Raw genomic sequence first — 24,169 nt, forward strand, 5'->3', positions numbered from 1 at the left:
AAAACCAATAAAATTGTTAAAAAAAAGTAAAAAAAAAAGTCCGCCCAAAAGAGCAGACTTTTAAATATATACAGTAACTTATTAGTTTACAGCACCACTTAAATCAGAACCAGCTTTAAACTTCACTACGTTTTTAGCTTTGATGTTAATCGTTTTTCCTGTTTGTGGGTTTCTTCCTTCTCTTGCTGATCTTTTAGAAACTGACCAAGATCCAAATCCTACTAAAGATACTCTATCACCTTTCTTTAAAGAACCTTCAATATCAGTTAATAAAGAATCCAATGCTTTTTTTGCTGCTGCTTTGGTAATTCCAGCGTTTTCAGCCATTCCATTGATTAAATCTGTTTTGTTCATAAAATTAAAATTTTAATTATTATTAATAGTAAGGTTAAACATTTTGTTAAATCCTTCTACAAATTTATACGGATTATTCATCTACGCAAGTAATAGCAAGGGAAATCCAAAATAATGTTAATAACTTCAGCCAATTGTTAATAAAGTTGACTTGGATTAACATATTATTTGTAATATCAGTGTACACAAGGGTTTAGAGCATTTTGGCTCCTTCAGAAAATGTATAACCGTTCAGAAGTGACTTTATATCCATTTTTTTCTTTCCGGGTAATTGCATTTCTTTAATATGTATATACCCATTTTTAACCGCTACTTTCAACTCATTTTTGGAGGCGACTAAGCTGCCTATCGGTTCAGAAGGTGCCGTTAATTCCTTTTCAACTGTAAATAATTTAACCATCAGTGTGTCTTCACCCGTTTTTAAATCACTCCACGCCGCCGGAAAGGGATTTAAACCTCTAATTTTATTGTAGATCTGATCTATCGGTTCATTCCAATCAATTTTACAATTGTCCTTATCGAGCTTATAGGCCGTTTTAGGTTGTTCTACTTTGGGCTGAATGCTGGTGGTGACCGTGCCAGCTTCTAGGAGTTTTAGGGTGTCAATAACCAGTTCGCTGCCCAGCTGTTGTAAGGTGTCGTGCAGCGTACCCACGGTTTCGTCTGTCGCGATATTTACTTCCTTTTGAAGAATGATAGCTCCGGTGTCAATTTTTTCATCAATAAAAAATGTGGTCACGCCGGTTTTTGTTTCGCCATTGATCACCGCCCAATGTATTGGGGCAGCGCCTCGGTAATCGGGGAGAAGGGAGGCGTGCAAGTTAAAGGTGCCAAATTCGGGTAGCTTCCAAACGGCTTCGGGCAGCATTCTGAACGCTACCACAATCTGTACATTGGCGTCTAAAGATTTTAATTCGGCTAAAAATTCCCCATCTTTTAAATTGGTCGGTTGTAAAAGACGTAAATTTTGGGAGAGCGCATATCTTTTGACATCTGACTGGTGCAGTTTTTGACCTCGTCCCGCAGGTTTATCTGGCGCCGTAATGACCCCGACAATAGTATACTCTCGTTCTACCAATAATTTCAGGGTGCCTACCGCAAACTCCGGGGTGCCCATAAATACAATTCGTAACGCGTTCTTTTTCATGTGTGTTTTATTTTATAGACATTGGTGTTGGTGACCTCCAAAATAGCGTTGGAGAGCATCAACTGTAAGGTGTCTAATATTTCTTTTTCTGAATAGTCTAACTGTTCCACCAGCGCTCTTGAGGTAAGGGGTTGGGTTTCCAATAACAAAATAATGTCATAAGAGATGTTTTTGGGGGTGGCACGTTTTACTTGTTTTGCTTTGGAAAGGCAGACCGTACAAATGCCACAGGGCGTACTTCTTTTTTCTCCAAAATAATCCAAAAGTTGCATGCTCTTACACAGCTCATCATCCGTAATATATGTAATTACCGCATCAATCTGGCTTTCTTTGAGGCGCTGCTGCTGTTCAATAATGTTGGCAATCCTGTTGATGGTTTTATCATCTTCTCGAGGTTGTAAAAAGGTTAATTCAGAATCGGTGTTAGAATGGTGAAAATTGACCACCCCATCCTTTTCCAATTGTTGCAACACTTGGATGATCTTATGCTCCGGAACCTGTGATTTTTCGGACACTAAAGTCAGATTGATTTTCATATTCTGATCAAAAATACCGCCGTAAGTTCTCAATATCGCCTTAATGATGGGTTCAAAGGGTTTGTGGGTGTTCAAATATCCAAATAAGGCTTGACTGCTGATTAAAAATTGGAGTTTGGTTTGATAATTAAACTGTTGGGACAAACTGATGATGCTGTTCCGGTCTAAAATTTGAACAGCATTATATGCCGTGCTTGTAGGGAAATCGTAAGTTTTACAAAACACATTAAAATTGAACTGATGCTGGGTTAAAAAACCTTCACCGTAAGAAATTTGAAAATAATTGCAGAGTTTGCGATACACCTTCTTGATAAAATCGACAGAAGGCAAGCTGCTCAAATATTGATGCTTTAGCTGCTGCTCGTCCGTGGCATTCTTTAAAATAACCGCAAAGGCTTTGTCACCATTTCGTCCCCCGCGCCCAGCTTCCTGATAATAGCTTTCCAAACTTTCAGGTAAATTGACGTGAATGACCGTTTTGACGTCAGGTTTATCAATGCCCATCCCAAACGCCGTAGTGGCTACCATCACCGTTTTTTGGTTGTTGGACCAATGTTCCAAATGGTCATTCTTTTCTTTGTTACTGATGCCTCCATGATAGTAGGTGGCGGAAATACCTTTGGATTCTAAATACGCATGCAATTCTAAAGTGGCCCGCCGGGTTCTGGCATAAATGATGGAGGGACCGGGGTATTTGTTCAAAATCTGCCCAATTTTATAATGCTTATCGTGGGTGTCTAACACCATATAAGCAATATTTGGTCTTTTAAATGACGCTTGAAATACTTTTGGTGCCATAAAGTCCAATTCGGTCATGATTTCCTGCACCACTTTAGGTTTTGCCGTGGCGGTAAGGGCAATCACGTTTACGGAGGGATGCAACTGGCGTAACACCGCAATATTTTTATAGGCGGGGCGAAAGTCGTTTCCCCATTGACTAATACAGTGGGCTTCATCTACCGCAATTAAATTAACCGGCATTTGCTGAATGCGGTCCTGCACCAAGGTCTGTTGTAAGCGTTCTGGAGAAAGGTAGAGAAATTTATAATTGCCATAAATGCAATTGTCCAATAAGGTGTCTAGGGTTTTGTAGGGAATACCACTGGTAATCGCCATGGCCTTAATGCCCTTGGCCTTTAATTGATCTACCTGATCTTTCATCAAGGCGATCAGGGGAGACACCACAATACAGATCCCGTCTTTTACTAACGCCGGCACCTGAAAACAGATCGATTTTCCGCCACCGGTGGGCAATAGCGCAAAAGTATCCTCATTATTTAAAACGGCATCGATAATCTCTTCTTGCAATGGCCGGAAGGACGTATGATTCCAATAGCGTTCTAAAATAGTGATCGGGTGTGACATCACTATAAATTTAAGGAATCTATAATAAAATCAGTGCGTTTTTGAACCGTATCAAAAGGAATGTCAATTAAATTGTAATTAAAACGGCTATAGGTGTTCTGAAGGTGATCGTGGATGAGCTCAGACTGCTCAAAAGTTTCATAGCGGACGCTATCACTTTTAAAAATTTCTTTCCAAGGTGCCAAAATAAAAACCGCATCGTAGGTGTTGTTTTGGCACACGTTGACAAAGTCTTCTGGATAATCACTGCCAAAAAAGTCCATATATGCCAAAACATCAGGCAAACCTCTATCTAAAAAAACCGTACTATTAGTATGGGTATTGGCCTCCATAAACTGTTTGGCGCGGCCTTCCAATAACATCTGACTGAAGAGTAGAGGTTGGGTTAAAAACAACTGATCTACCCCGCTTTTCCTAGCCTCAAGGGTTACCTGTCTCGATATTTCCTCAAAACAAAGGTGTCCCCGTTGCTTTAATTCGTCTATAATGGATGATTTTCCAGTTCCTGGGCCACCAGTAATAACAATCTTCTTCGTATTCAATTTGGCAAGGTTTTGGCAACAAAAATCGTAATTATAATAGGAATTAAAAAATGTAAAGTAAAATGTATCTTTGCAACTGAATTAAAACCATTATGAGCACAGACAAAACACAAGAAGAATTTTACGATAAATTAAGGTCTCAACTATATGAAACCTCAAGTTGGCCTTCAGAATATCTTTATAAATTTATCATTAAAACGGACGGAGAAAAAATAGGGATTATAGAATCTATTTTTAATAACATGGGCGCCGTCATCAAAACCAATCCTTCCAAAAACGGGAATTACACCAGCGTATCTATCAATGTCCTGTTGCCAACTCCTGAGGTGGTCATTGAAAAATATAAAGAAGTTGCCTCTAAAGTGGACGGCGTCATCACCTTATAAGCTGTATACTAAGTGTTGTGTCTAGAAAATTTCATTTCTGATTAGTAACGGTTTAACTTCGATTTTAAAGTGGATCCTTCTGATGCAAGAGGAGCATAGTCATTGTAATGAACAACCACTCACATTTCATCTTTTAACGAAACTTTTAAATCACAATTAAAGTTTCTTTATTTTTTTTCGTATTTTGCAGGCTTGCACAATAGACTCCGCTGCAAAACAATTAATACTACACCATTTATATTTTGATAGACAATTTAGAATACAATACTGAGCGTGAACATTTGATCATTCCTGAATACGGAAGACATCTACAAAAAATGATCCATTACGCCAAAGAACGTCCTACCATTGAGGAACGCAATGAAGTTGCACACGCCATTATCTCTGTAATGGGCAACTTACAACCGCACCTTAGAGACGTGCCAGATTTTCAACACAAGCTTTGGGATCAGTTATTTATTATGGCCGATTTTGATTTGGATGTGAATTCTCCTTATCCGCAACCTTCTAAAGAAGAATTGCAGGCGCACCCAGATCCTTTGGAATACCCTCAAAATTTTCCAAAATACCGTTTTTATGGTAACAATATCAAAACAATGATTGATGTTGCCAACACTTGGGAAGATGGCGATTTAAAGGAAGCCTTGATTTATACCATTGCCAACCATATGAAAAAATGTTTCTTAAACTGGAACAAAGACACTGTGGAAGACGATGTTATTTTTAATCATTTGTATGAATTGTCCGGAGGGAAAATCAATTTAAAAGTAGAAAATGAAGATTTATCTGATGCTTCTACCTTAATGCGAAACAAGAAAAAATACACCAGTACCAGCAGTAACAAAAAGGTACACAGCAAAAAAAGCAATACCAACCGCAACAGAAAACGCTACTAACCATACATGGCAACATTTATAATTGAAGGAGGTCATCAATTAAAAGGAAGTATCCAACCTCAAGGTGCAAAAAACGAAGCATTACAAATTTTGTGTGCAGTTTTATTAACGCCAGAAACCGTCACCATCCACAATATTCCTGACATTATTGATGTCAATAAACTTATTTCCCTTTTAGAAAAATTAGGGGTCAAAATCAATAAAATTGGTGCCGGCTCTTATACCTTTAAAGCGGATGAAGTAAATATGAAGTACCTTGAATCGGCCGAATTTAAAGAAGACGGAAAAGGTTTAAGAGGCTCCATCATGATTGTTGGCCCACTTTTAGCACGTTTTGGCAAAGGCTATATTCCGAAACCTGGCGGTGATAAAATTGGACGTCGACGCTTGGATACCCATTTTGAAGGCTTTATCAATCTAGGCGCAAAATTCCGTTACAACCGCGAAGACCATTTTTATGGCGTAGAAGCTGACCGATTGAAAGGCGCGTATATGCTTTTGGATGAAGCCTCCGTAACTGGTACGGCTAACATCGTGATGGCGGCCGTTCTAGCTGAAGGAACGACCACAATTTATAATGCCGCATGTGAGCCCTATTTGCAACAGTTATGTAAAATGCTGAACAGAATGGGTGCGAAAATAAGCGGTGTCGGATCGAACATGCTGACTATAGAGGGTGTCGATACGTTAGGAGGAACCGAGCATAAAATGCTTCCGGACATGATTGAGATTGGAAGCTGGATAGGATTGGCGGCCATGACCAAAAGTGAACTGACCATTAAAAATGTGAGCTGGGATGATTTGGGACAAATTCCAGATGTCTTCCGGAAATTAGGAATCACCATCGAACGTAAAGGCGAGGATATTTATATTCCGGCACATAAAGATGGTTACGAGATACAGAATTATATTGACGGCTCTATCTTAACGGTTGCTGATGCACCTTGGCCAGGATTTACGCCAGACTTGCTCAGTATTGTCTTAGTTATCGCGACACAGGCTAGAGGTGCTGTGTTAGTACACCAAAAAATGTTTGAGAGCCGATTGTTTTTCGTGGATAAGTTAATCGATATGGGGGCAAAAATCATACTTTGCGATCCGCACCGTGCAACCGTAATCGGGCACGATTTTAAATCGAGTTTAAAAGCGACTACCATGACCTCTCCAGATATTAGAGCTGGGGTGTCCCTGTTAATTGCTGCGTTGTCAGCCAAAGGATCGTCAACCATTCATAACATTGAACAAATTGATCGGGGGTATGAGCGAATTGATGAGCGACTAAGAGCCATCGGTGCGAAAATTACTCGAGTGAACTAAGAAATATTTACGACTATATAAAAAAATGCTTCAAGTGATTGAGGCATTTTTTAGTAAAGTGTGTTTTGGTAAGCACATCGGTAAGCTTTTAAGGGGTTTTCTGTTGAGACGTCCGGTGTCCTAGGACAGAATACGTATGTAATTCAGAGGAAGTTTGTAAGGAAATCTAGAACAAGAAATGAGCACAAGGTTTGTTTCGCGCTTATGCCGTTGTTGGTGTTTTCCACCAACAATGCAAAGACAAATAAGTAAGTAAGTAAGTAAGTAAGTAAGTAAGTAAGTAAGTAAGTAAGTAAGTAAGTAAGTAAGTAAGTAAGTAAGTAAGTAAGTAAGTAAGTAAGTAAGTAAGTAAGTAAGTAAGTAAGTAAGTAAGTAAGTAAGTAAGTAAGTGTAGCACTCACCAAAAAGAGCACTGAAATCCGCCGTTGTTAGTGTTTCCCACCAACAACGTGATTACGTAGTGAGTAGCACTTGAAAATAAAGCGTCAATTCAAAGCACGTTTATAAGTTTCCAGGCAGCGTTCCCGTGCTTCTTTATGATCGACCATAGGTTCAGGATAAGATGCGGAGTCAAACTCCGGGACCCAACGTTTGATGTATTTTAAATCCTTGTCAAACTTATCAATTTGGGTGGTAGGATTGAAGATTCTAAAATAAGGTGAGGCATCAACCCCTGATCCAGCCACCCATTGCCAGTTGCCAATATTGCTGGACATTTCATAATCGTGCAATTTCTCAGCAAAATAGGCTTCACCCCAACGCCAATCGATGAGCAAATGCTTGCATAAAAAACTGCCCACCAACATCCGCACGCGGTTGTGCATAAACCCAGTAGTATTTAATTGTCGCATGCCTGCATCTACAAGAGGGTAGCCAGTAGTGCCTTCGCACCATTTTTTAAATTCAACTTCATTATTCCGCCACTCAATCCGGTCGTACTTGCGTTTGAAACTTTCTTCCACCGTACGCGGGAAATGCCATAAAATCTGCATAAAAAATTCACGCCAAATCAGTTCTTGCCAAAAGATCTCATTGTTTTCTGCAATGGCTTTTTTAATCATTTTGCGAATACTAACCGTGCCAAAACGCAGATGAGGCCCCAATCGTGAGGTGCTGTCTTTGGCTGGATAATTTCTGGTGTTTTCGTAGTCCTGAATCAGGGTTGGGGTCACCTCATAATCTGCAATGTTCTGCGTGGACTTTTTAAAACCTATCTCAGACAGACTTAAATTGGGTAAGCGCGTATTTTTAACCAGATTATTGAGATAGGCATTGGTATTATAAATCTCTAAATCAATACTCTTAAACTTTTCCTTCCAAACGTTCATATACGGGGTATACACCATATACGGATCGCCATCTTTTTTAACTACTTCATCTTTTTCAAAAATAACCTGGTCTTTAAAAGTTTTAAAGGTGATATCATGTTCTGACAAAAATGCTGAAAGTTTCGCATCGCGTTTGGAAGCATAGGGTTCGTAATCCCGATTGGTATACACTGCGGAAATGTCGTAAGATTTTACGAGTTGTTTATAAATTTCCAGAGGCTTCCCGTGATAGATGGCCAGACTGCTCCCGTGCTTATCTTGCAGGGTGTCACGCATGGTTTGCAAGGAGTCGTGAATAAAAGTGACCCTGGCATCATTTTTAGGAAGTTCGTCTAAAATTTCAGGATCAAAAATAAAAATAGGAAGAACGGGATGCTCATTTTTTAAAGCGTGATAAAATCCGACATTGTCATCCAAGCGTAAATCGCGGCGGAACCAAAAAATGGTGAGTGGTTTAGTCATTTTTAGTGTGATTTTTTTGGATGATAAACACCAAATAATGCTTCTAGCTTTGCGCTACGGTAGCTGAAAATCTCATCCAATTTAGGCTTCACCAAAAATGGATGAACCATCTGTCCTAAGATACCGAAAGGCAGTTTGTAATCGATAATATCTTCCATTTCTACCCCACCATCAATGGCTTTGATAAAATGCTTGTGGTGCCACAAGGCGTAAGGCCCAAAACGTTGCTCGTCTACAAAATACGCGTTATGGACGCTGTGGGTGATTTCAGTGACCCATTTGGTTTTAATTCCTAAAACGGGGGTGACGATATACTGGATCATTTGACCGGCAAACATCGGTCTGTCCGCACCAGATAAAATATGGAAGCCCATATAATCAGGCGTTATGGTCTTTAAGTTTTTCGGATCTGATAAAAAATTCCATGCGGTTTCAATGCTAATGGGAAGCTTTTGGGTTTGGCGCAGGGTATAGATTTTCATAAAACAGGACTTAAGCCTTGCTAAAAGGCTGTGGAATTTTAATTATATATTAAAATATAGAGATTAAGTGAGGTAGCGATACCAATCCAAACCACATAGGGGAGAAGGAGTATATTTTTCAATTTCATGAGTTGAAAATACGTCACTAAAAAAGCGGTTATGATGAGGGTTAAGGCAGTAATTACCACCATGCCCAATGCCAAATGTTGTTGATTGAAAAACACAAAATTCCAAGCCACATTCAATAAAAATTGAATTATAAATAACGTAATGATTTTTTTACTGGGCTCTTTGAGATACAGGAGCGTCATATAAATGGAAAAACAGAGCATTACGACCGTCCACGCTGCTCCAAAAACCCAATTTGCAGGAGTCCAGGGCGCTTGTTGCAGGGAGGTGTACCAATCGCTTGTGGGACCATCTCCCATTAATACTATCCCCAAGCCTAAGGCGCTGAAATTGATTACAAGAAAAACGAGCAGTAACTTTACAAATTTCATGCTAAACTTATTTGAGGTACTTGGTAATTTTGGAACTTGATGGCTTGGTGAGTGTATAAAAATAGTCAATCAACTGTCCCTCGGGGTCAATTAAATACTTCTGAAAATTCCATTTTACCGACGAACTTTTTACCCCGTTTTCTTCTTTGTTGGTCAACCATTGGTAAAGCGGATGCTGGTTTTTACCTTTCACATCAATTTTTTCCGTCACTAAAAAAGTGACACCATAATTTAATTCACAAAAGGCATTAATGTCTTCAGGAGTGCCAGATTCTTGACCACCAAACTGATTACAGGGAACTCCTATGATGACTAATTTTTCTTTATATTGCTCATACAACGCCTGTAAATCTTTATACTGTGGGGTAAAACCACATTTGGAAGCTACATTGACAATTAAAACATGTTTCCCCTTAAAATTATTTAAATCAATCGCCTTTTGAGTGATTGTGTTTATAGAAACAGCATATAAGGTGGGTAAAGATTTTAAGTGTTCGTTTCGCGAAGTGGACAATTTGCTTTTTTGTATGGATTTTGGTAGCATAATTAGATTTTAAAGGTGACGATGCCACAATCGAGCTCAAAAATTTGTCCTGAAATTGACGCCGATTTTTCCGACAGTAAAAATTCTGCCATGTCTGCAACTTCGCCCGGTTTCAGAAACTTTTTAAGCGGATGACGATCGGCCATGGTCTCAGTCATTTTCTCATTACGAAGTAGTTTTGATGCTAAATCAGTATCGGTAACTGTTGGCGCAATCGCATTAATTCTGAGGGTTGTAGCCATTTCGGCGCCTAAAGATTTTACAAGACCCTCCACGGCCGACTTTGATGCTGCGATACTTGAGTGGAAAGGCATGCCAAGCTTTGATGCCACTGTACTGAAAAGCAAAATGACTGGTTGATTTCCATTCTTTAAAATATTTAAATATTTTTGAATACTTTTTACAGCACCTAAAACATTAATCTCAAAATCGGCCCTGAAGTCGTCTAAAGTTAACCTGCCAAAAGGTTTTAAATTAATACTTCCCGGACAGTACACTAATCCATCTGCATTTTCAATATCTGGCAATTGATCGTTAAGAATATCACAGAAATAGTGTGTCAGATTTGCATGCGAATAATCTGGTTCACTTCTGCTGATATTAAGAATAAAATGCGTGGGGAGCAGTTTTTCAGCTATAGCTTTTCCAATACCTTTACTGCCGCCAATAATAATAATGGTCTTCATTGTTTAGCTTTTAATTATATCTTGTAATTTCTTATGTGTTTCAGATAATATGAAAAGCACAGTAACAAATGAGCCCGTTCAGCGGTTACGCTACAAGAGGTCTTCCGTTCAATCGTTTTTCAACTTTGCGCTTTATTGCAGTCAGGCGCTTCATGATGTCCATAATTTGTTCATCTTTTTTGCGTTTATAAATTTCATTCAAGCCTAAAATTAATGTCTTGGCTTGTCTAGAAATTTCGATACGATCACTAGTTGAAAGTGATTTCATTTTTCGTTTTTCAAATTCAAGTGCTTCATTAATAATGTCCATAATCTTAATCTTTTAAATAATTTTGTAACTCGGCAATTTTTTCTGGTGTGCCAAATTTTCCACCGTAATATGAGCTAATAGTTGTTGAGGATTCATCCTTGATCCCGCGTGATGAAACGCATAAATGTTTGGCATCGATAATAACCGCAACATCTTCAGTGCCTAAAATATGCTTCAATTCTTCAGCAATCTGATTGGTTAAACGTTCCTGAACTTGGGGACGTTGGGCATAATATTGAACAATGCGGTTCAATTTAGAAAGCCCGATTACTTTACCTGACGAAATATAAGCAACATGTGCTTTTCCAAAAATGGGAACAAAATGATGTTCACAACTGGAATACAGAGTAATATTTTTTTCTACCAACATCTGATTGTATTGATATTTATTATCAAACAAGGTAATTTTTGGTTTATTAGCGGGATTAAGACCTGAAAAAATTTCGTCGACGTACATCTTCGCCACACGTTTTGGCGTGCCTTTTAAAGAATCGTCGGTAAGATCTAATCCCATCACATTCATTATTTCTTCAAATAATACCGCAATTCGTTTTTTCTTTTCGTCATCAGAGAGTTGAAATGCATCCGGTCTTAGTGGGGTTTCCAATCCGGTATATAAATGATCATCGCCAATATCTTCAAGGCATATGCCATTTAGTTGCTGTTGAATTTGGGGTGATGGTACTTTTTTTTCGGTAATCATGTATGGTCTTTTATAAGTGCTGTCTTTGGCAATTTTATTGTCAAAGCAAAGCAACGTTTACAATTTTGAATTTGGCTGAGTGCACGTAAGCAACTTCAAAACCGAATCCCTATTAATTTCGATATTATGGAAGCACATCATATTGCGAATGATACTTAACTTTTTCTTCCAAAAGCTTATCGAAAAAAGCTTTATTTTCTCTAAAGGTTGTGTTTTGTCTAAAATGAATAAACTTCCCTTGAGCATGAATGCTACTCCCATTGGTCTTATAAATAACCAATTGGTAATAGGGGATGACCCAAGTAAAATTTTTTAACCCTTTATTTATCCGAATCAATACACCATTAGGACGCAATTCCAAATTGGCATAATTAACATCATCAACCGCATTCAAATACTGTTGCATGTTAGGACTGACCGCCTTTACCATCATCCGTTTAGAACCAATGCCACCCATCTTAATGGAATGTACTAAACCGAACGGTTTGCCAACCAAATCATTAATGAGTTTGTCGTGGTCTTTATTGGTGTGAGTGGTATCCAAAATCATTTGACTAATATAGCAGATTTAAATGATTGTTTAAGTTTAGGGGTTAAAGATTAAACAATTTTTAACATTTGAATTCCAGCATGCGGTTAGACCATTTGCTTTAGTAGGTTAACCGTGCTAAAACTTACAAATTTTAAGGATTATTTTTATTAGGTTGATTCTAAACTTGAAATGAATTATCGCGCTCTAGGTGACCGATAATAGAAGTGATTTTTTAAGCTCTAAATTCAGCGTTTGATCTTAATAACATTGCTCTGATAAAAGTTTTATTTTTTAGGTTGGCATTAGGTGCTGACTACCTGATGATCTTCTACTTCTACAAGTTTATTGATCATCCCCCTAAAGATAAATCCATGAAAGGGCAACACGCTATACCAGTACAATCGGCCTGCCAGACCCCTAGGTCTAAATGTTGCGGTTTGTTTGAGCAGGCCGTCTTCAATTTTAAATTCCAACCAGGCTTCCCCCGGAAGTTTCATTTCGGCGTACAACAATAATTTGCGTTCCTCGCGATCGCTGAAAATAACCCGCCAAAAGTCTAAGGCATCTCCAGCATCCAATTTCGACACATGGGTTCTGCCACGTCGCAATCCAATTCCCCCAAACAACTTGTCCAAATGGCCTCTAATTTTCCATAAATAGGTGCCATAGTACCAACCGGTGGTCCCTCCGATGGACCAAATTCGGTTTACCGTACGCTCCATATCTACAATTTTACGTTCCTTAAAATCGGTAAAACAGCCGTAGGTTGGCACATTGATGTATTTATGCAGGTTATTTTGAAGGCGGCCACTACTCACCATAGAATCTTTCCAACTAGACACGATGCTGTTTTGCTCAATCTTTTCAAAAGCCAACTCAACTGCTTCGCGATAGGAAATGGGTTGCACATTTAAAATGGTATTGATGTCACTTTTATTACCAATAATTTCAATGCCCATGCTATCCACCAATGAAGAGGCGAGTTTATAGGAGGTTGAGGTCACAAAATAGAGCCAATAAGAGGACAGTTTTGGAGTCATTACGGGGACTGTGAGAATGTAGCGTTTTAATTCTCTGATCTCAGCGAATTTCAATAACATCTCCTTATACGTCAATACTTCAGGGCCAAAAATATCGAAGGATTTATTGTATAAAATTTCCTTTCCTTTGGCCTTAGACAGAAAAGCCAGCACATCTCTAACCGCTAAGGGTTGTGTTTTGGTATTCAGCCATTTTGGGGCAATCATCACTGGTAATTTTTCGACTAAATCTCTAATAATTTCGAAGGAAGAGCTGCCAGAACCTACAATGATGCCTGCTTTAAAAATAGTTAGAGCATAAGCGTCAAAAGCCAATAGATCTTCAACATTTTTACGGGATTGTAAATGTTTGGAAAGATTTTTATCATTAGTAATGCCACTTAAATAAATGACTTGCTTTACTTCTGTAGTAGAAAAATAGGCTTCAAAGTTTTCGGCACAGGTGGCTTCCAGTTTTTCAAAATCTTTGGATGTATTAGACATCGAGTGGATGAGATAATACGCCACATCTATGTCTTTTGGAATATTTTGAAGCGTCTCCGGTTTTAAAAAGTCGGCTTCAACAATGCTGACATTGGGATCCTCGCTCAAAATTTTATCGACGCGCAATGTGTCGCGGACCGCGCACACCACGTGATGGCCTTCATTGATTAAGATCGGAATGATGCGTTTGCCAATGTAGCCTGTAGACCCAGTAACGAGAATTTTCATATGAAACGGTATAATGTTGGTTTGGGCCCTCAGATATCAATGAGACCGAATGTGCTATTTAAAGGTAGTAAAATTATTGATGCTAATATCCTTTGCCTTTAAATCGAACATCAAATTATACAAACCAAAAAAAGTGCGATTCATATAAATAAAATGTTTGGAGCCTCTATTGCCATTCATTTTTCTGAGTTCAGTATTTTTAGAATAGCGCTGTCCTAGTTCCGTGATCTTCCCAAAAAACTCTCCATCTGAAAAATCGAAGGTTTCGGCGTGAAAGGGTTGGGTAAATAAGCTCAACAATTCGTGAAACATTTCCGTAAAGAACGCTACTTCTTCTTCAGAATCGTCTTCCCTCAGAATTTCTAGTTGATACAATTTCTCAACAAAAAAGGTCTTGTTGGCTATCAGTTGGGGTTTTGCCAATTCAAAATAAGGCGTGTAAAAGTCGTCCGGAATTGTTTTCATACAACCAAAATCGAGGGCTACTAATTGCTTTTCATGAGACACCAAAAAGTTACCAGGATGCGGATCAGCATGTACTTTTTTCAGGACATGGATTTGGTACATATAAAAATCCCAAAGGGCTTGGCCTAATCTGTTGGCAACTAATTGATCGTCATTATGTGCGGTAAATTCAGAAAGATGTTCACCTTCCATATAATCCATGGTGATGATGCGTTCTGACGATAATTCCTCGTAATATTTAGGAAAATGCAGATTTGGAATGTGTGCGCAGGCTTCAGCGATTTCTTTGCTTTGCTGCAGTTCTAAAATGTAATTGGTTTCCTCAATGAGCTTTCCTTCAACTTCCTTAAAATACTTGTCAGAATCCTTCCCTTTAATATTGAACATTTTCATGGCAATAGGTTTTACAAGAGCGAGGTCAGACGAGATACTTTGGGCAACTCCCGGGTATTGGATTTTCACAGCAAGTTTCTTCCCGTTTTTTTCTGCAATATGGACTTGGCCAATACTTGCAGCATTTACGGAAGTTGTGTTGAAGGAATCATAAAGCTCATTAGGTAATTTACCAAAATAATTTTTAAATGTTTTTAAGACCAAGGCTGGCGATAGTGGTGGTACTGAAAATTGGGCCAAAGAAAATTTTTCAACATAGGCTTGCGGCATGATGCTTTTCTCCATACTCAACATTTGCGCTACTTTTAAGGCACTGCCTTTAAGTTGTTTTAAACTGTCATAAATGTCTTCTGCATTATTTTCATTGAGTGTTGATCGGGCTTCAAGTTCCGTTTTGGTCAATTTATCCCCGTAATATTTAAGATAGTTGACCCCGACTTTGGCACCCGTAGACACTAATTTGGAGGCACGTTGAATTTTTGATACTGGAATCTTATTTATGGTTTTCATTTAGGCATGTGTATTTTTTCCTTGAAAATAAATTTCCCAAGGTCAATCACGCTCTTTAAGGGCGTTATATTGAAGACATCAAAACTGGTATTGACCGATTTTTCGATAAATAAATCTGTTTTCTCAAAGGAAGGGGATCCGTCGTCCATCCAAAATTTAAGGGTGATCAACAATTGAACCCATGCCGACTCTTGTAGGGCACGATGTTGCAAGTTGTCTAAGCGCTCCTCTTTAAGGTCTAAGGTTTCGATGTCTAATGACTTTATATAATGGATAAAACTTTGTTTGAGCTCTGATAATAAGGCGAGTCCCTTCAACTTGTTTTTATGCTGATTAAGCGCAAAGAGCACGTAACTTCTATTGGCGGTTAAATTCTCAAAAAACGTAAAATAGAAGCTCAACAGTTTGTTGCGAGCGTCAAACAACTGGTATTCCTCATTCTGATTGAGCAATGCTATTGTATTGTTAAAAAAAGCTTTGAAAACATGCTTTTCAATCGCTTCAAAAGAACCAAAATGTTCGTAAAATTTAGATTCTTCAAAGTGGTTAGCCTTAGTAAAACTATATACCGATTTAGGTTGTGATCCGTGTTCTAAAACATAATCCATATAATAGGAAATGATGTTTTGCTCTGAAATATGATTTGTTTTTGCCATGATTTTTAAATATAGGTAAAGATACGGAATGTTTAACTTTTTTTGGTTTGTGTTAAACAAAGTTTAACAGCTAATTGTGATTAAGAACTATTTTAGTAATGCCATGAGTTATAGCACACTAACAAAATCGGTTAATTTTATTTAAGATTTCATTAACATTTGAGGGCTTTAAAAACTGTAATTTTACCTATTACATAAAATAACCATCTAAAAAATAGATTATTATGAAAAAAATTATGCTTTTTATGGCTGTTATTGGGATGACCTTTTCAGTTAATGCACAGATTGATACGCCACAACCAAGTCCATTTTCGACTATAGAACAAAAGGTGGGATTGACGGATGTGTCTTTAGAATATTCCCGTCCTAATATGCGAGGTCGTACTATATTTGGAGATTTAATTCCTTACGGTCAGGTATGGCGTTTGGGAGCAAACCAAAATACAAAAATCACTTTTAGTACAGATGTAACCGTTGCTGGGAAAACTTTAAAGGCAGGAACTTATGCTTTATACGTGACACCAAATGAAAAGTCTTGGGATGTCATGTTCTATACCGATTCAAACAATTGGGGTAATCCAGAAAAATGGGACGACTCCAAAGTGGCAGCCAAAGTAACTGCTGAAACTTTTGCGTTGCCAATGGATATTGAAACTTTTACCATGTCTTTTGATGATTTAACCAGTGGTGGTGCCACCCTTGGTATGATGTGGGCAAACGTTTATGCTGGAGTTAAATTTGAAGTACCAACAGACAAAATTGTCTCTTCATCTATTGAGAAAGTCATGAAAGGACCTAGTGCTGGCGATTATTACGCAGCGGCCACATATTATTATCAGGAAGGAAAGGATATGAAACAAGCTAAGGAATGGATTGACAAAGCGATGGCAATGACTCCAAAACCTATGTTTTACCAATTAAGACAACAATCTTTAATTTATGCAAAAGCAGGCGACAAGAAAGGCGCCATTGAACTTGCTAAAAAATCATTAGCCGCTTCAGAAGCAGCTGGAAATAAGGATTATGTTAAAATGAACAAAGATTCTTTGAAAGAGTGGGGCGCAAACTAGGTCCAATTAATTTCTAAATAAATAAATAAACAAATAAGCCCTTCAATATGTTGAGGGGCTTATTTGTTTTTGACAACTAACGGCCACTTTACGGTTGAGCTAACGGCTTGATTAATCGTATTTTAAATTAATGAGATGTCTCACATCGTCTAAAATAAACATGAGGGTTCTACTGAAATTGTGCGTCATGATGGGGCTCTCAAGCGCATTGTTTCGTAGGAGCGCATTAAAATGCTCAGTTTCGTAATTGTACCCAATAGTTTTATAATCAAAATCATGTGTCTTGGTGCTTCCTTTAAGCGTTGTAGTGACAGTAGAAGGTTGGTGAAATCTGGTGTTGATTTTAATAGTACCGTGTTCACATTGAAATAGCGCTTCCGTAGGTGTTTCTTCTAAAAGCGTACTTTTTAAAAAAGCTTTGACGCCATTGTTATAATTAAAAATCACATCGCAAGTAGCATCTGCGCCATTGTCAAAAAACGTGGCTTTTGCTTCAATATCGACCGGTTGTCCTAAGGTAGATAAAGCTGCAAAAATAGGATAGATGCCAATATCCAATAAACTACCGCCGCCGAGTGATTTTTTGAACACCCGTGACTCCATGTCGATGGTAGGTTGAAAACCAAAATCAGCCTCTAATTTTCGTATGGCTCCATATTTATTAGATTTCAATTCGTTCAGCACAAATTGGTAGTGTGGCAAAAAATAGGTCCATAAGGCTTCCATAAACAAGACATTGTTCTGCTTGGCACTAGCAATCATCGCTTCAACATCCTTAAGATTTAATGCTAAGGGCTTTTCGCACAACACCGCTTTTTTGTAGTTCATGCACATAATGGCATGTTCCTTATGGTAACTGTGCGGAGTGGCGATGTAAATGGCGTCTATATTAGGGTCAGCCGCTAAAGCTTCATAGCAATCGTAAGCTTTTGTGGCATTATATTGCTTGGCAAACGAATTTGCTTTTTCTTGATGTCTGGAGGCCACACCGTAGAGCTCGCAATGGTCAATCGTTTGTAGATCTTTGGCAAACTTATTGGCAATTTTGCCAAGTCCGATAATGCCCCATCTTATAGTTTTCATGACATGGAATTTTTATAAATTAAATAACTAAAACAGGCCAAGATGCTCATTAAAAATAGTAATGTAAGCCGGTTATTTTTTGATATTTTTTTAAACTCAATGAGCATGGCAATAATTATCGCTAAAAAGCAACCCACAAAATTCAACCATAAATACGGAAGGTTAATGTAATTGTTCTCATCTAAAAGATACAAACTTAACACTAGCGCTTGGGTAATAAGTGCGGAAATAAATACCGCATTGCCTCTAACGTGTTTAAAGAAAAAGGCCAACAGGAAAATGCCCAAAATATTGCCATAAAAAATGGAGCCTATAATGTTAACCAACTGAATTAAATTATCCGCCAAGTAGGCCGCGGAGGCAAAAATTATGGCCAGAACGCCCCAAGCCAAGGTAAACCATTTGGAAGCTTTTAAGTAATGCTGCGGACTTTTATCTTGCGCGTAGCTGCGTTTGTACAAATCCATAGTAGTGGTTGACGACAAGGCATTGAGCTCACTCGCCGTGCTCGACATGGCTGCGCTTAAAATTACGGCGAGTAATAAGCCGATTAAGCCGCGCGGTAGATTGTTTAAGATGAAATGGATAAAGACGTAATCTTTATCGTTTGTTTCTACAGAGAGAACGCGTTCAGTATTGGCTTTGTTGATCAATTCTTTTGCCGCCTCTCTATTGGCTCTATCGTCATCATTATAGAGTGCAATTTGCGTTGCTAGCGCTTCACTCTTGTTATCTGCATACTGCAACATGACTTCTTTTTTCTCCTCAAAAATGCCATTTTGTTGCTGTTGTAGTTGCGTATATGCATCGGCGTATGAAGAATTCATCACGGTTTCAGTGGCGGCAGGATTGAAATTGATAGGAGCGGTATTAAATTGATAAAACACAAACACCATTACCCCAACCAAAAGAATAAAAAATTGCATGGGTACTTTAAGAAGTCCATTAAAAATTAAGCCCATTTGCATTTCCTTGACTGATTTTCCGGAGAGGTACCGCTGTACCTGGCTTTGATCTGTCCCAAAATAAGAGAGGGCTAAAAAGGAGCCACCAATAATCCCACTCCAAAAGGTGTAGCGATTATTGAAATCAAAGGAAAAATCGAGAATCTCCATTTTTCCACTGGCCCCAGCAATTTCTAAGGCTTTAGTAAATGTGATGTTTTCTGGAAGATAACTGACAATCAGAAAAAAGGCAATGAACATGCCCGTAAAAATTACCGCCATTTGCTGTTTCTGGGTGATGCTGACCGCTTTTGTGCCTCCTGAAACTGTATAAATAATGACCAAAACGCCAATAATAATGATGAGCAAATTAAGATTCCAGCCTAATACTGCCGAAAGAATAATGGCCGGTGCATATATGGTAATCCCAGCCGCCAACCCACGCTGGATTAAAAATAAAATAGCAGTCAGGCTTCTGGTCTTGATATCGAAACGATTTTCGAGAAACTCATAAGCCGTATACACCTGAAGGCGGTAGTACAGCGGAATAAACACTAAACAGATGATAATCATGGCAATGGGCAGACCAAAGTAGAACTGCACAAATCCCATCCCGTCATGAAATGCTTGCCCTGGCGTAGATAAAAAAGTGATGGCGCTAGCTTGTGTAGCCATCACACTCAATCCAATCGTCCACCATTTGGCTTCGTTACCACCTTTTAAATAATCTTCTACATTCTTGCTGCCCCGTGTTTTCCATGTCCCATAAATCACGATAGCTAAGAGCGTTCCGATAAGTACAATCCAATCTAATACTTGCATGTTAGAAGGATTTCATGATAAAATAAAACAAAACGATGTAGAGCGCGTTGGCCACAAGGACCCAGGTGTACGAATTTTTCCAATGTTCTTTTGGTGGTTCTTGCTTCATGTGTGGTTGATTAATGTGATCAAAAGTTAAATCGGTTTTTTTTACGGTTTAGAAATTGAATTTCTTCATTAAACTCGCTAATTTTTCAATGCCGGTTCCTTGTTAAGTGATGCCTTACCTATAGAAAGCATGTTGGCAAACAATCGAAATGCGCCCGCAACACCTTCCGGAAATTCTCTAAAAAAGCTCAAGCCTGTATACATATAGTATCCCTTTCCGTATTTAGCCACGAGCAAACTGCCTTCTTTTGCAGATTCACCTTTATCGTGCATAGATAAGATAGGGGTGAACTCGTCAGACCAGGAATCCGGAAAGTAAAGACCACGTTCTTGGGTCCATCCTTCAAAATCTTTTTGGCTGATTTTATTTGGGGTATTGAGTAGTGGGTGCTGCGGATTTAAAAACCGCACTTCAGAGTTTTCATCCGTCACCCGGTCTCTGGACAATTCTAAAGGGTATGGCGCCAAGTTATCTACCACCAAGCCGCCATTCGTATTATATTGTACAATTAAATTACCGCCCTGCTTTACAAATTCAAACAGCTGATTTTGTTTAAATTTAAGTGCATCTAAGGTGTTATAAGCTCTGATTCCTATCACTATAGCGTCGAAACGAGCAAGATTGTCAGCAGTAATTTCTTCAGGTTTGATTAGCACCACGCTGTAGCCAATTTGTCTTAGGCTTTCCGGGACCACATCACCGGCACCTTCAATATATCCAATATAGTCGCCTTTTTTTTGAATGTCTAAACGGACAACCTTGCTTTCACTCGGTGCTAAGATCATCTGATAAGGGATATGCTCATAATCTATGGCAATCAATTGTTTGTTGTAAACGGCGTCACCAATGTGTACCATTGGTTTTAATACGCCTTCGCTTTGTGCTTTAGGAGGAATTACGGTGAATAAAAATGTTTGTTCTTCGTCCTTATTCAATATCGCAATTTTTTGTTTCTCTGGATATACTTGCCATCCTTTAGGATGTTCCAACTGTACAAAGCCTTCCATATGTTCACGATTGGCTTTGATAATTACCTGAATGTCTTTTTGTTGCTCATCTGCAAAAATGATGACCGGTTCTGAAATATGGGCTGAAACAGCTGGAATCACTTCAAAAGGTTTGTAAACTTCTCCTTTTACAGGGTCATTGGTTTTATATATAATGGGTCTCACAAAGGGGATAATTTCCCCTGCCACTGAAATATTGAAGGTTGCCGTAACGGTTCGAGGCGTTTCTGGCAATCCTATAAGCGCCTGGTTCGCGACCTCATACATCCCCAAGCTGCCTTTTTCATTTAACCAATACGGTGTAGAATAGGCGGTATTGGGGGCAATGGTCAAATCCGCGTTGAAGCGGTGGGAGGCATTGTTTTTTAAAACTCTAGTAGAATTACTAATAGATCCGTCTGAAAACACTACAGATACTAAGGACATATCTTGCGCACTTCTATTGATGGCTTCTACGCTTAATTTTATAGTATTATTTGGGGTTGCGGTATTGGAGGCTGCAGCAACTTCTAGATATAAACCTGCACAACCAGCAATTACTTTTTTAATGGCTTCAGACTTTACTTGTTTCCAATGCTCATTTTCTATTTTTTGAATTAACTTATAGGCTTCCACTAATTTTGGAATTGAAGCTGATGGATTATTGAAATCATAATGTTCCTGAACACTTTTTAAAAGTTCACCTATAGCTTTTCCGCCTTTGACGCGGTTCCAACTGGTGTCTATGCCTTCAAAAATATTGGTTTTGTCCGTGGACGATTCCCCTTTTACCAATTCTAAATATTCGGTCTCACTACCGCGAGATCCGGTGTTTCCAAAACCTTGAGATTGATGGGCGCTTCTGCTCAATGCCGCAATCTCTGAATTGGAAAGTCCGAGAGCAGGGTAGTAGTTGCCGACTTCCAATTCGTAAAAGTTTGTTTTATCAGCGGCATCAAATTTTTCCTGACTGCCATAAAACCACCACGACGGATTAAAAAATTCGCGTTTTGGTTGCCAAACTTCAACTTGTTTAAGTTGCTCGGTATATTTAGTAGGATCGGCAGCGGCATCAAACGCTTCAATGCTCAACATGGCTGAACTGGTATGATGGCCGTGGGTAGACCCAGAACTGCGGTGATCGAACCGGTTAATGATAATGTCTGGTTGAAATTTTCGGATGGCCCATACCACATCACTTAATACAACATCCTTATTCCAAATGCTCAAGGTTTCATCCGGATGTTTAGAATATCCAAAATCATTGGCGCGGGTAAAAATTTGCTCGCCACCGTCAATCTGCCGAGCAGCCACTAATTCTTGAGTTCGAATCACGCCTAAAAGCTCTCTAAGTTCTGGTCCGATGAGATTTTGACCCCCATCGCCTCGCGTTAACGAAAGATAAGCAGTTCTGGCCTTTACGGAATTGGACATGTGCGCAATGAGTCGCGTATTTTCATCGTCAGGATGGGCTGCAACATAGAGTACAGATCCTAGGAAATTTAGTTTTTCAATAGCTTGATACAGTTCTGAACTTGTGGGTTTTTTTGGTTGTTGGGCGTGTATTGAAAAACAATACAAAAAGGTGTAGAAAGGCAATAAAAAAGATCTGAACATGGGTAGTGCATTAGCTTGAACTTCAAATATAAAAAAGAAGCATCGCAATTTTAACTTTTAGTTTTTATTTAACTTCAAATTAAAAGAGAATCACGCTCAAAAATGCGAGTATCTACGACTTTTATTGGAGAGGCAAAGGCTATTTTTAAACCAAATCTGTCCCATCTCCAAAATACTCGGCAATGGCGTCTTTTTTGATCAGGGTCACTGGTTTTTGGAGCATTAAGTTATTCGGATAGGTGACCAGATCGCCATTGGCGACGCGTAAATGCAACTGAAATGCCCTAATGTCTTCAATTATGCCTTCTAAAGGGAAATCGTGATCGTGAATTTGAATTTTATCACCTACTTTATAAGGAAACGAGAAAAACATAATAATGCCCGAAGTGATGTTGCTGAGGATGGACCAAATGGCAAACAAACCAATCCCTATCACGGCAAAAACAGAGGAAAACAGCAGAATTAAATCTTTAACTTTTGCCCCGAAATTAAATGGGATGAATAATAGGGCAATGATCACTAAAGCCACACTGACATAGCGTTGCATAAGGTGGATCCTGGCAATATTAATCCCTTTCTTCCTTGAAACTTTACTGATTACTTTGTTTACAAAAAACCGTATTATTAGTAAAAAAAGCAGGAGAAAACCTGTATAAATAAAACCTTCCTGAAAGTTTAGAATAGACATAAATTATTATAAAAATTGGTGAAGCGCAAAGGTACGTAGAAAACTAGTGCTTTATTCTAATCCAAGGCTTTCTCTTAAACCACTGTCCGCATTCGAGTTTTTATTCCAGTAATCTGATTTGATAGAGGAAATTCTCGTGGCCTTGGTGGTGAGTTCCTGAGCTTTATCGCCCTGCCCGCTAATAAAGGTTTCTTCCCATGATATTATATCAAACGGTGACTGTGGATTATAAGTGATGCTAATGGTCCGATTTAATTCTGGATAACTGATCGTGTAGCGATTTTCGGACAATTCTGCAGAAGCGTTATAAGCCTTAAACGGAATGTGCCTTAAGCGTAGAAACTCGAAAGCAGGGATGATTTCAAGAGATCCCGTGGGTAAACTTTTTGGGTTGATCCGCAGTTGTGTCCAAAGTTCATTTTCGAGAATGTTTTTATTCAAATTAAACGTTTCATCAGCCTCCCCTTCAAAATAGGAGTGCGAGCGTACTTCAAAATCTGAGCGGTTGTTAAGTTGGGCGTACACTTGGCCGCACCATTCTTGCACTGAACAAGCAATTTTAAGAGCATGCTGATTGTTGGCTACAGGATAAAATACACTTTGCATGATGCTATACGGATAAATGCCGGTGGTGAAATTTTTTGTAGCATTTAGTTTTAAGACGGGAATATTATTAGAGGCATCTTGATCTGCTTTGACCTGCTCTGATTTTAAAAATGGTTCCGTAACATAGACCAATACGGCGGTTCCTTTACGGATTTCGCCGTAGCGTGCTTGCTCCAAGGTGTAGCTGGTAATTTCTGCTTCGCCCTGATACCAATAGGCCTTAAAATCTTCAGAAAGCGGCTCTGCCTTTTTCAAGGATTTTTTAGGGGTATCTACCTTTACATCAGTAATTTGTGATGATGAAGCGGAATCTTTACATGAAACAATTAAAAGAGAACAAAACGCGATGCAAAGGAACTGGGTTACGGACTTCATAATG

General features: G+C 38.7%; 24 protein-coding genes. 4 read left to right on the top strand and 20 right to left on the bottom strand.

Going from position 1 to position 24,169, the window contains the following annotated elements:
* Positions 1-81: 81 nt before the first annotated feature.
* From ES711_RS02435 to ES711_RS02450, 4 genes are all read right to left on the bottom strand, one after another.
* Positions 82-354: an HU family DNA-binding protein gene (locus tag ES711_RS02435; protein ID WP_133757877.1), complete on the bottom strand. Its 273-nt coding sequence runs from the start codon at positions 352-354 to the stop codon at positions 82-84.
* Between the two features lie 193 nt (positions 355-547).
* Entirely contained in the window at positions 548-1,501 is a 954-nt protein-coding gene (gene fmt / locus ES711_RS02440) for a methionyl-tRNA formyltransferase (RefSeq protein WP_146889421.1), read from the bottom strand.
* Entirely contained in the window at positions 1,498-3,402 is a 1,905-nt protein-coding gene (locus tag ES711_RS02445) for a RecQ family ATP-dependent DNA helicase (RefSeq protein ID WP_146889424.1), read from the bottom strand. Before ES711_RS02445 ends, fmt begins: the two co-directional genes overlap by 4 nt.
* A 2-nt stretch (positions 3,403-3,404) precedes the next feature.
* Entirely contained in the window at positions 3,405-3,944 is a 540-nt protein-coding gene (locus tag ES711_RS02450) for an AAA family ATPase (protein ID WP_146889427.1), read from the bottom strand.
* A gap of 92 nt (positions 3,945-4,036) precedes the next feature.
* On the opposite strand from ES711_RS02450, the gene ES711_RS02455 reads away from it, so the two are divergent.
* The 3 genes from ES711_RS02455 (at position 4,037) to murA (ending at position 6,543) form a co-directional block, all read left to right on the top strand.
* Positions 4,037-4,330 carry a DUF493 family protein gene (locus tag ES711_RS02455; protein WP_146889430.1) on the top strand — a complete coding sequence of 98 codons (294 nt, stop codon included), beginning with the start codon at positions 4,037-4,039 and terminating at the stop codon, positions 4,328-4,330.
* Positions 4,331-4,572: 242 nt separating this feature from the next.
* Positions 4,573-5,226, top strand: coding sequence for a DUF4290 domain-containing protein (locus ES711_RS02460; protein WP_146889433.1), 654 nt, complete (start codon positions 4,573-4,575; stop codon positions 5,224-5,226).
* A 6-nt stretch (positions 5,227-5,232) separates the two neighbouring features.
* Positions 5,233-6,543 carry a UDP-N-acetylglucosamine 1-carboxyvinyltransferase gene (gene murA, locus ES711_RS02465; protein ID WP_146889436.1) on the top strand — a complete coding sequence of 437 codons (1,311 nt, stop codon included), beginning with the start codon at positions 5,233-5,235 and terminating at the stop codon, positions 6,541-6,543.
* Between the two features lie 485 nt (positions 6,544-7,028).
* On the opposite strand, the gene ES711_RS02475 is transcribed toward murA, so the two are convergent.
* From ES711_RS02475 to ES711_RS02525, 11 genes are all read right to left on the bottom strand, one after another.
* Positions 7,029-8,333 carry a cryptochrome/photolyase family protein gene (locus ES711_RS02475; RefSeq protein WP_146889442.1) on the bottom strand — a complete coding sequence of 435 codons (1,305 nt, stop codon included), beginning with the start codon at positions 8,331-8,333 and terminating at the stop codon, positions 7,029-7,031.
* A gap of 2 nt (positions 8,334-8,335) precedes the next feature.
* Positions 8,336-8,815, bottom strand: a complete 480-nt coding sequence (locus tag ES711_RS02480) for an SRPBCC family protein (RefSeq protein ID WP_146889445.1) — start codon at positions 8,813-8,815, stop codon at positions 8,336-8,338.
* 38 nt (positions 8,816-8,853) lie between these two features.
* The gene (locus ES711_RS02485) at positions 8,854-9,315 is read right to left on the bottom strand and encodes a TspO/MBR family protein (RefSeq protein ID WP_146889447.1); all 462 of its coding nucleotides are present in this window, start codon (positions 9,313-9,315) and stop codon (positions 8,854-8,856) included.
* A 7-nt stretch (positions 9,316-9,322) separates the two neighbouring features.
* On the bottom strand, positions 9,323-9,859 hold the full coding sequence (locus ES711_RS02490) for a glutathione peroxidase (protein WP_146889450.1): 537 nt from the start codon (positions 9,857-9,859) through the stop codon (positions 9,323-9,325).
* Between the two features lie 2 nt (positions 9,860-9,861).
* Positions 9,862-10,545, bottom strand: coding sequence for an SDR family NAD(P)-dependent oxidoreductase (locus tag ES711_RS02495; protein WP_146889453.1), 684 nt, complete (start codon positions 10,543-10,545; stop codon positions 9,862-9,864).
* Between the two features lie 85 nt (positions 10,546-10,630).
* Complete coding sequence (locus tag ES711_RS02500) at positions 10,631-10,855, bottom strand: hypothetical protein (protein WP_146889456.1); 225 nt, start codon at positions 10,853-10,855, stop codon at positions 10,631-10,633.
* Between the two features lie 4 nt (positions 10,856-10,859).
* The gene (gene folE, locus ES711_RS02505; RefSeq protein WP_146889459.1) at positions 10,860-11,558 is read right to left on the bottom strand and encodes a GTP cyclohydrolase I FolE; all 699 of its coding nucleotides are present in this window, start codon (positions 11,556-11,558) and stop codon (positions 10,860-10,862) included.
* 124 nt (positions 11,559-11,682) lie between these two features.
* Entirely contained in the window at positions 11,683-12,108 is a 426-nt protein-coding gene (locus tag ES711_RS02510; RefSeq protein WP_146889462.1) for a hypothetical protein, read from the bottom strand.
* Between the two features lie 284 nt (positions 12,109-12,392).
* The gene (locus ES711_RS02515; protein WP_146889464.1) at positions 12,393-13,841 is read right to left on the bottom strand and encodes an SDR family oxidoreductase; all 1,449 of its coding nucleotides are present in this window, start codon (positions 13,839-13,841) and stop codon (positions 12,393-12,395) included.
* A 54-nt stretch (positions 13,842-13,895) separates the two neighbouring features.
* A complete protein-coding gene (locus tag ES711_RS02520; protein ID WP_146889467.1) occupies positions 13,896-15,209 on the bottom strand; it encodes an ABC1 kinase family protein in 1,314 nt (437 codons plus the stop codon).
* Positions 15,206-15,865, bottom strand: a complete 660-nt coding sequence (locus tag ES711_RS02525) for a TetR family transcriptional regulator C-terminal domain-containing protein (protein WP_146889470.1) — start codon at positions 15,863-15,865, stop codon at positions 15,206-15,208. The genes ES711_RS02520 and ES711_RS02525 overlap by 4 nt, the downstream gene beginning before the upstream one ends.
* Before the next feature lie 224 nt (positions 15,866-16,089).
* Here ES711_RS02525 and ES711_RS02530 point away from each other — a divergent pair, with 224 nt between their 5' ends.
* Entirely contained in the window at positions 16,090-16,935 is an 846-nt protein-coding gene (locus ES711_RS02530; protein ID WP_146889473.1) for a DUF2911 domain-containing protein, read from the top strand.
* 111 nt (positions 16,936-17,046) lie between these two features.
* On the opposite strand, the gene ES711_RS02535 is transcribed toward ES711_RS02530, so the two are convergent.
* The 5 genes from ES711_RS02535 to ES711_RS02555 all read right to left on the bottom strand — a co-directional run bounded on the left by ES711_RS02535 (position 17,047) and on the right by ES711_RS02555 (position 24,165).
* Positions 17,047-18,018: a Gfo/Idh/MocA family protein gene (locus ES711_RS02535; RefSeq protein WP_146889476.1), complete on the bottom strand. Its 972-nt coding sequence runs from the start codon at positions 18,016-18,018 to the stop codon at positions 17,047-17,049.
* Positions 18,015-19,784 (bottom strand): sodium:solute symporter, encoded by a 1,770-nt coding sequence (locus ES711_RS02540; protein WP_146889479.1) that lies wholly within the window; start codon positions 19,782-19,784, stop codon positions 18,015-18,017. The genes ES711_RS02535 and ES711_RS02540 overlap by 4 nt, the downstream gene beginning before the upstream one ends.
* A gap of 186 nt (positions 19,785-19,970) precedes the next feature.
* The gene (locus tag ES711_RS02545; RefSeq protein ID WP_146889482.1) at positions 19,971-22,496 is read right to left on the bottom strand and encodes a PIG-L family deacetylase; all 2,526 of its coding nucleotides are present in this window, start codon (positions 22,494-22,496) and stop codon (positions 19,971-19,973) included.
* A gap of 145 nt (positions 22,497-22,641) precedes the next feature.
* The gene (locus ES711_RS02550) at positions 22,642-23,043 is read right to left on the bottom strand and encodes a mechanosensitive ion channel domain-containing protein (RefSeq protein WP_317129848.1); all 402 of its coding nucleotides are present in this window, start codon (positions 23,041-23,043) and stop codon (positions 22,642-22,644) included.
* Positions 23,044-23,235: 192 nt separating this feature from the next.
* Positions 23,236-24,165, bottom strand: coding sequence for a septum formation inhibitor Maf (locus ES711_RS02555; protein WP_146889488.1), 930 nt, complete (start codon positions 24,163-24,165; stop codon positions 23,236-23,238).
* Between the last annotated feature and the right edge of the window lie 4 nt (positions 24,166-24,169).

The organism is Gelidibacter salicanalis (assembly GCF_007997285.1).
Taxonomy (GTDB): domain Bacteria; phylum Bacteroidota; class Bacteroidia; order Flavobacteriales; family Flavobacteriaceae; genus Gelidibacter; species Gelidibacter salicanalis.

What these genes read in the sequence shown, in the direction of transcription:
- ES711_RS02435 (WP_133757877.1), bottom strand. Translation starts at nt 354, where the DNA reads ATGAACAAAACAGATTTAATCAATGGAATGGCTGAAAACGCTGGAATT.
- fmt (WP_146889421.1), bottom strand. Translation starts at nt 1,501, where the DNA reads ATGAAAAAGAACGCGTTACGAATTGTATTTATGGGCACCCCGGAGTTT.
- ES711_RS02445 (WP_146889424.1), bottom strand. Translation starts at nt 3,402, where the DNA reads ATGTCACACCCGATCACTATTTTAGAACGCTATTGGAATCATACGTCC.
- ES711_RS02455 (WP_146889430.1), top strand. Translation starts at nt 4,037, where the DNA reads ATGAGCACAGACAAAACACAAGAAGAATTTTACGATAAATTAAGGTCT.
- murA (WP_146889436.1), top strand. Translation starts at nt 5,233, where the DNA reads ATGGCAACATTTATAATTGAAGGAGGTCATCAATTAAAAGGAAGTATC.
- ES711_RS02475 (WP_146889442.1), bottom strand. Translation starts at nt 8,333, where the DNA reads ATGACTAAACCACTCACCATTTTTTGGTTCCGCCGCGATTTACGCTTG.
- ES711_RS02480 (WP_146889445.1), bottom strand. Translation starts at nt 8,815, where the DNA reads ATGAAAATCTATACCCTGCGCCAAACCCAAAAGCTTCCCATTAGCATT.
- ES711_RS02485 (WP_146889447.1), bottom strand. Translation starts at nt 9,315, where the DNA reads ATGAAATTTGTAAAGTTACTGCTCGTTTTTCTTGTAATCAATTTCAGC.
- ES711_RS02490 (WP_146889450.1), bottom strand. Translation starts at nt 9,859, where the DNA reads ATGCTACCAAAATCCATACAAAAAAGCAAATTGTCCACTTCGCGAAAC.
- ES711_RS02495 (WP_146889453.1), bottom strand. Translation starts at nt 10,545, where the DNA reads ATGAAGACCATTATTATTATTGGCGGCAGTAAAGGTATTGGAAAAGCT.
- ES711_RS02500 (WP_146889456.1), bottom strand. Translation starts at nt 10,855, where the DNA reads ATGGACATTATTAATGAAGCACTTGAATTTGAAAAACGAAAAATGAAA.
- folE (WP_146889459.1), bottom strand. Translation starts at nt 11,558, where the DNA reads ATGATTACCGAAAAAAAAGTACCATCACCCCAAATTCAACAGCAACTA.
- ES711_RS02510 (WP_146889462.1), bottom strand. Translation starts at nt 12,108, where the DNA reads ATGATTTTGGATACCACTCACACCAATAAAGACCACGACAAACTCATT.
- ES711_RS02515 (WP_146889464.1), bottom strand. Translation starts at nt 13,841, where the DNA reads ATGAAAATTCTCGTTACTGGGTCTACAGGCTACATTGGCAAACGCATC.
- ES711_RS02520 (WP_146889467.1), bottom strand. Translation starts at nt 15,209, where the DNA reads ATGAAAACCATAAATAAGATTCCAGTATCAAAAATTCAACGTGCCTCC.
- ES711_RS02525 (WP_146889470.1), bottom strand. Translation starts at nt 15,865, where the DNA reads ATGGCAAAAACAAATCATATTTCAGAGCAAAACATCATTTCCTATTAT.
- ES711_RS02530 (WP_146889473.1), top strand. Translation starts at nt 16,090, where the DNA reads ATGAAAAAAATTATGCTTTTTATGGCTGTTATTGGGATGACCTTTTCA.
- ES711_RS02535 (WP_146889476.1), bottom strand. Translation starts at nt 18,018, where the DNA reads ATGAAAACTATAAGATGGGGCATTATCGGACTTGGCAAAATTGCCAAT.
- ES711_RS02540 (WP_146889479.1), bottom strand. Translation starts at nt 19,784, where the DNA reads ATGCAAGTATTAGATTGGATTGTACTTATCGGAACGCTCTTAGCTATC.
- ES711_RS02545 (WP_146889482.1), bottom strand. Translation starts at nt 22,496, where the DNA reads ATGTTCAGATCTTTTTTATTGCCTTTCTACACCTTTTTGTATTGTTTT.
- ES711_RS02550 (WP_317129848.1), bottom strand. Translation starts at nt 23,043, where the DNA reads ATGCAACGCTATGTCAGTGTGGCTTTAGTGATCATTGCCCTATTATTC.
- ES711_RS02555 (WP_146889488.1), bottom strand. Translation starts at nt 24,165, where the DNA reads ATGAAGTCCGTAACCCAGTTCCTTTGCATCGCGTTTTGTTCTCTTTTA.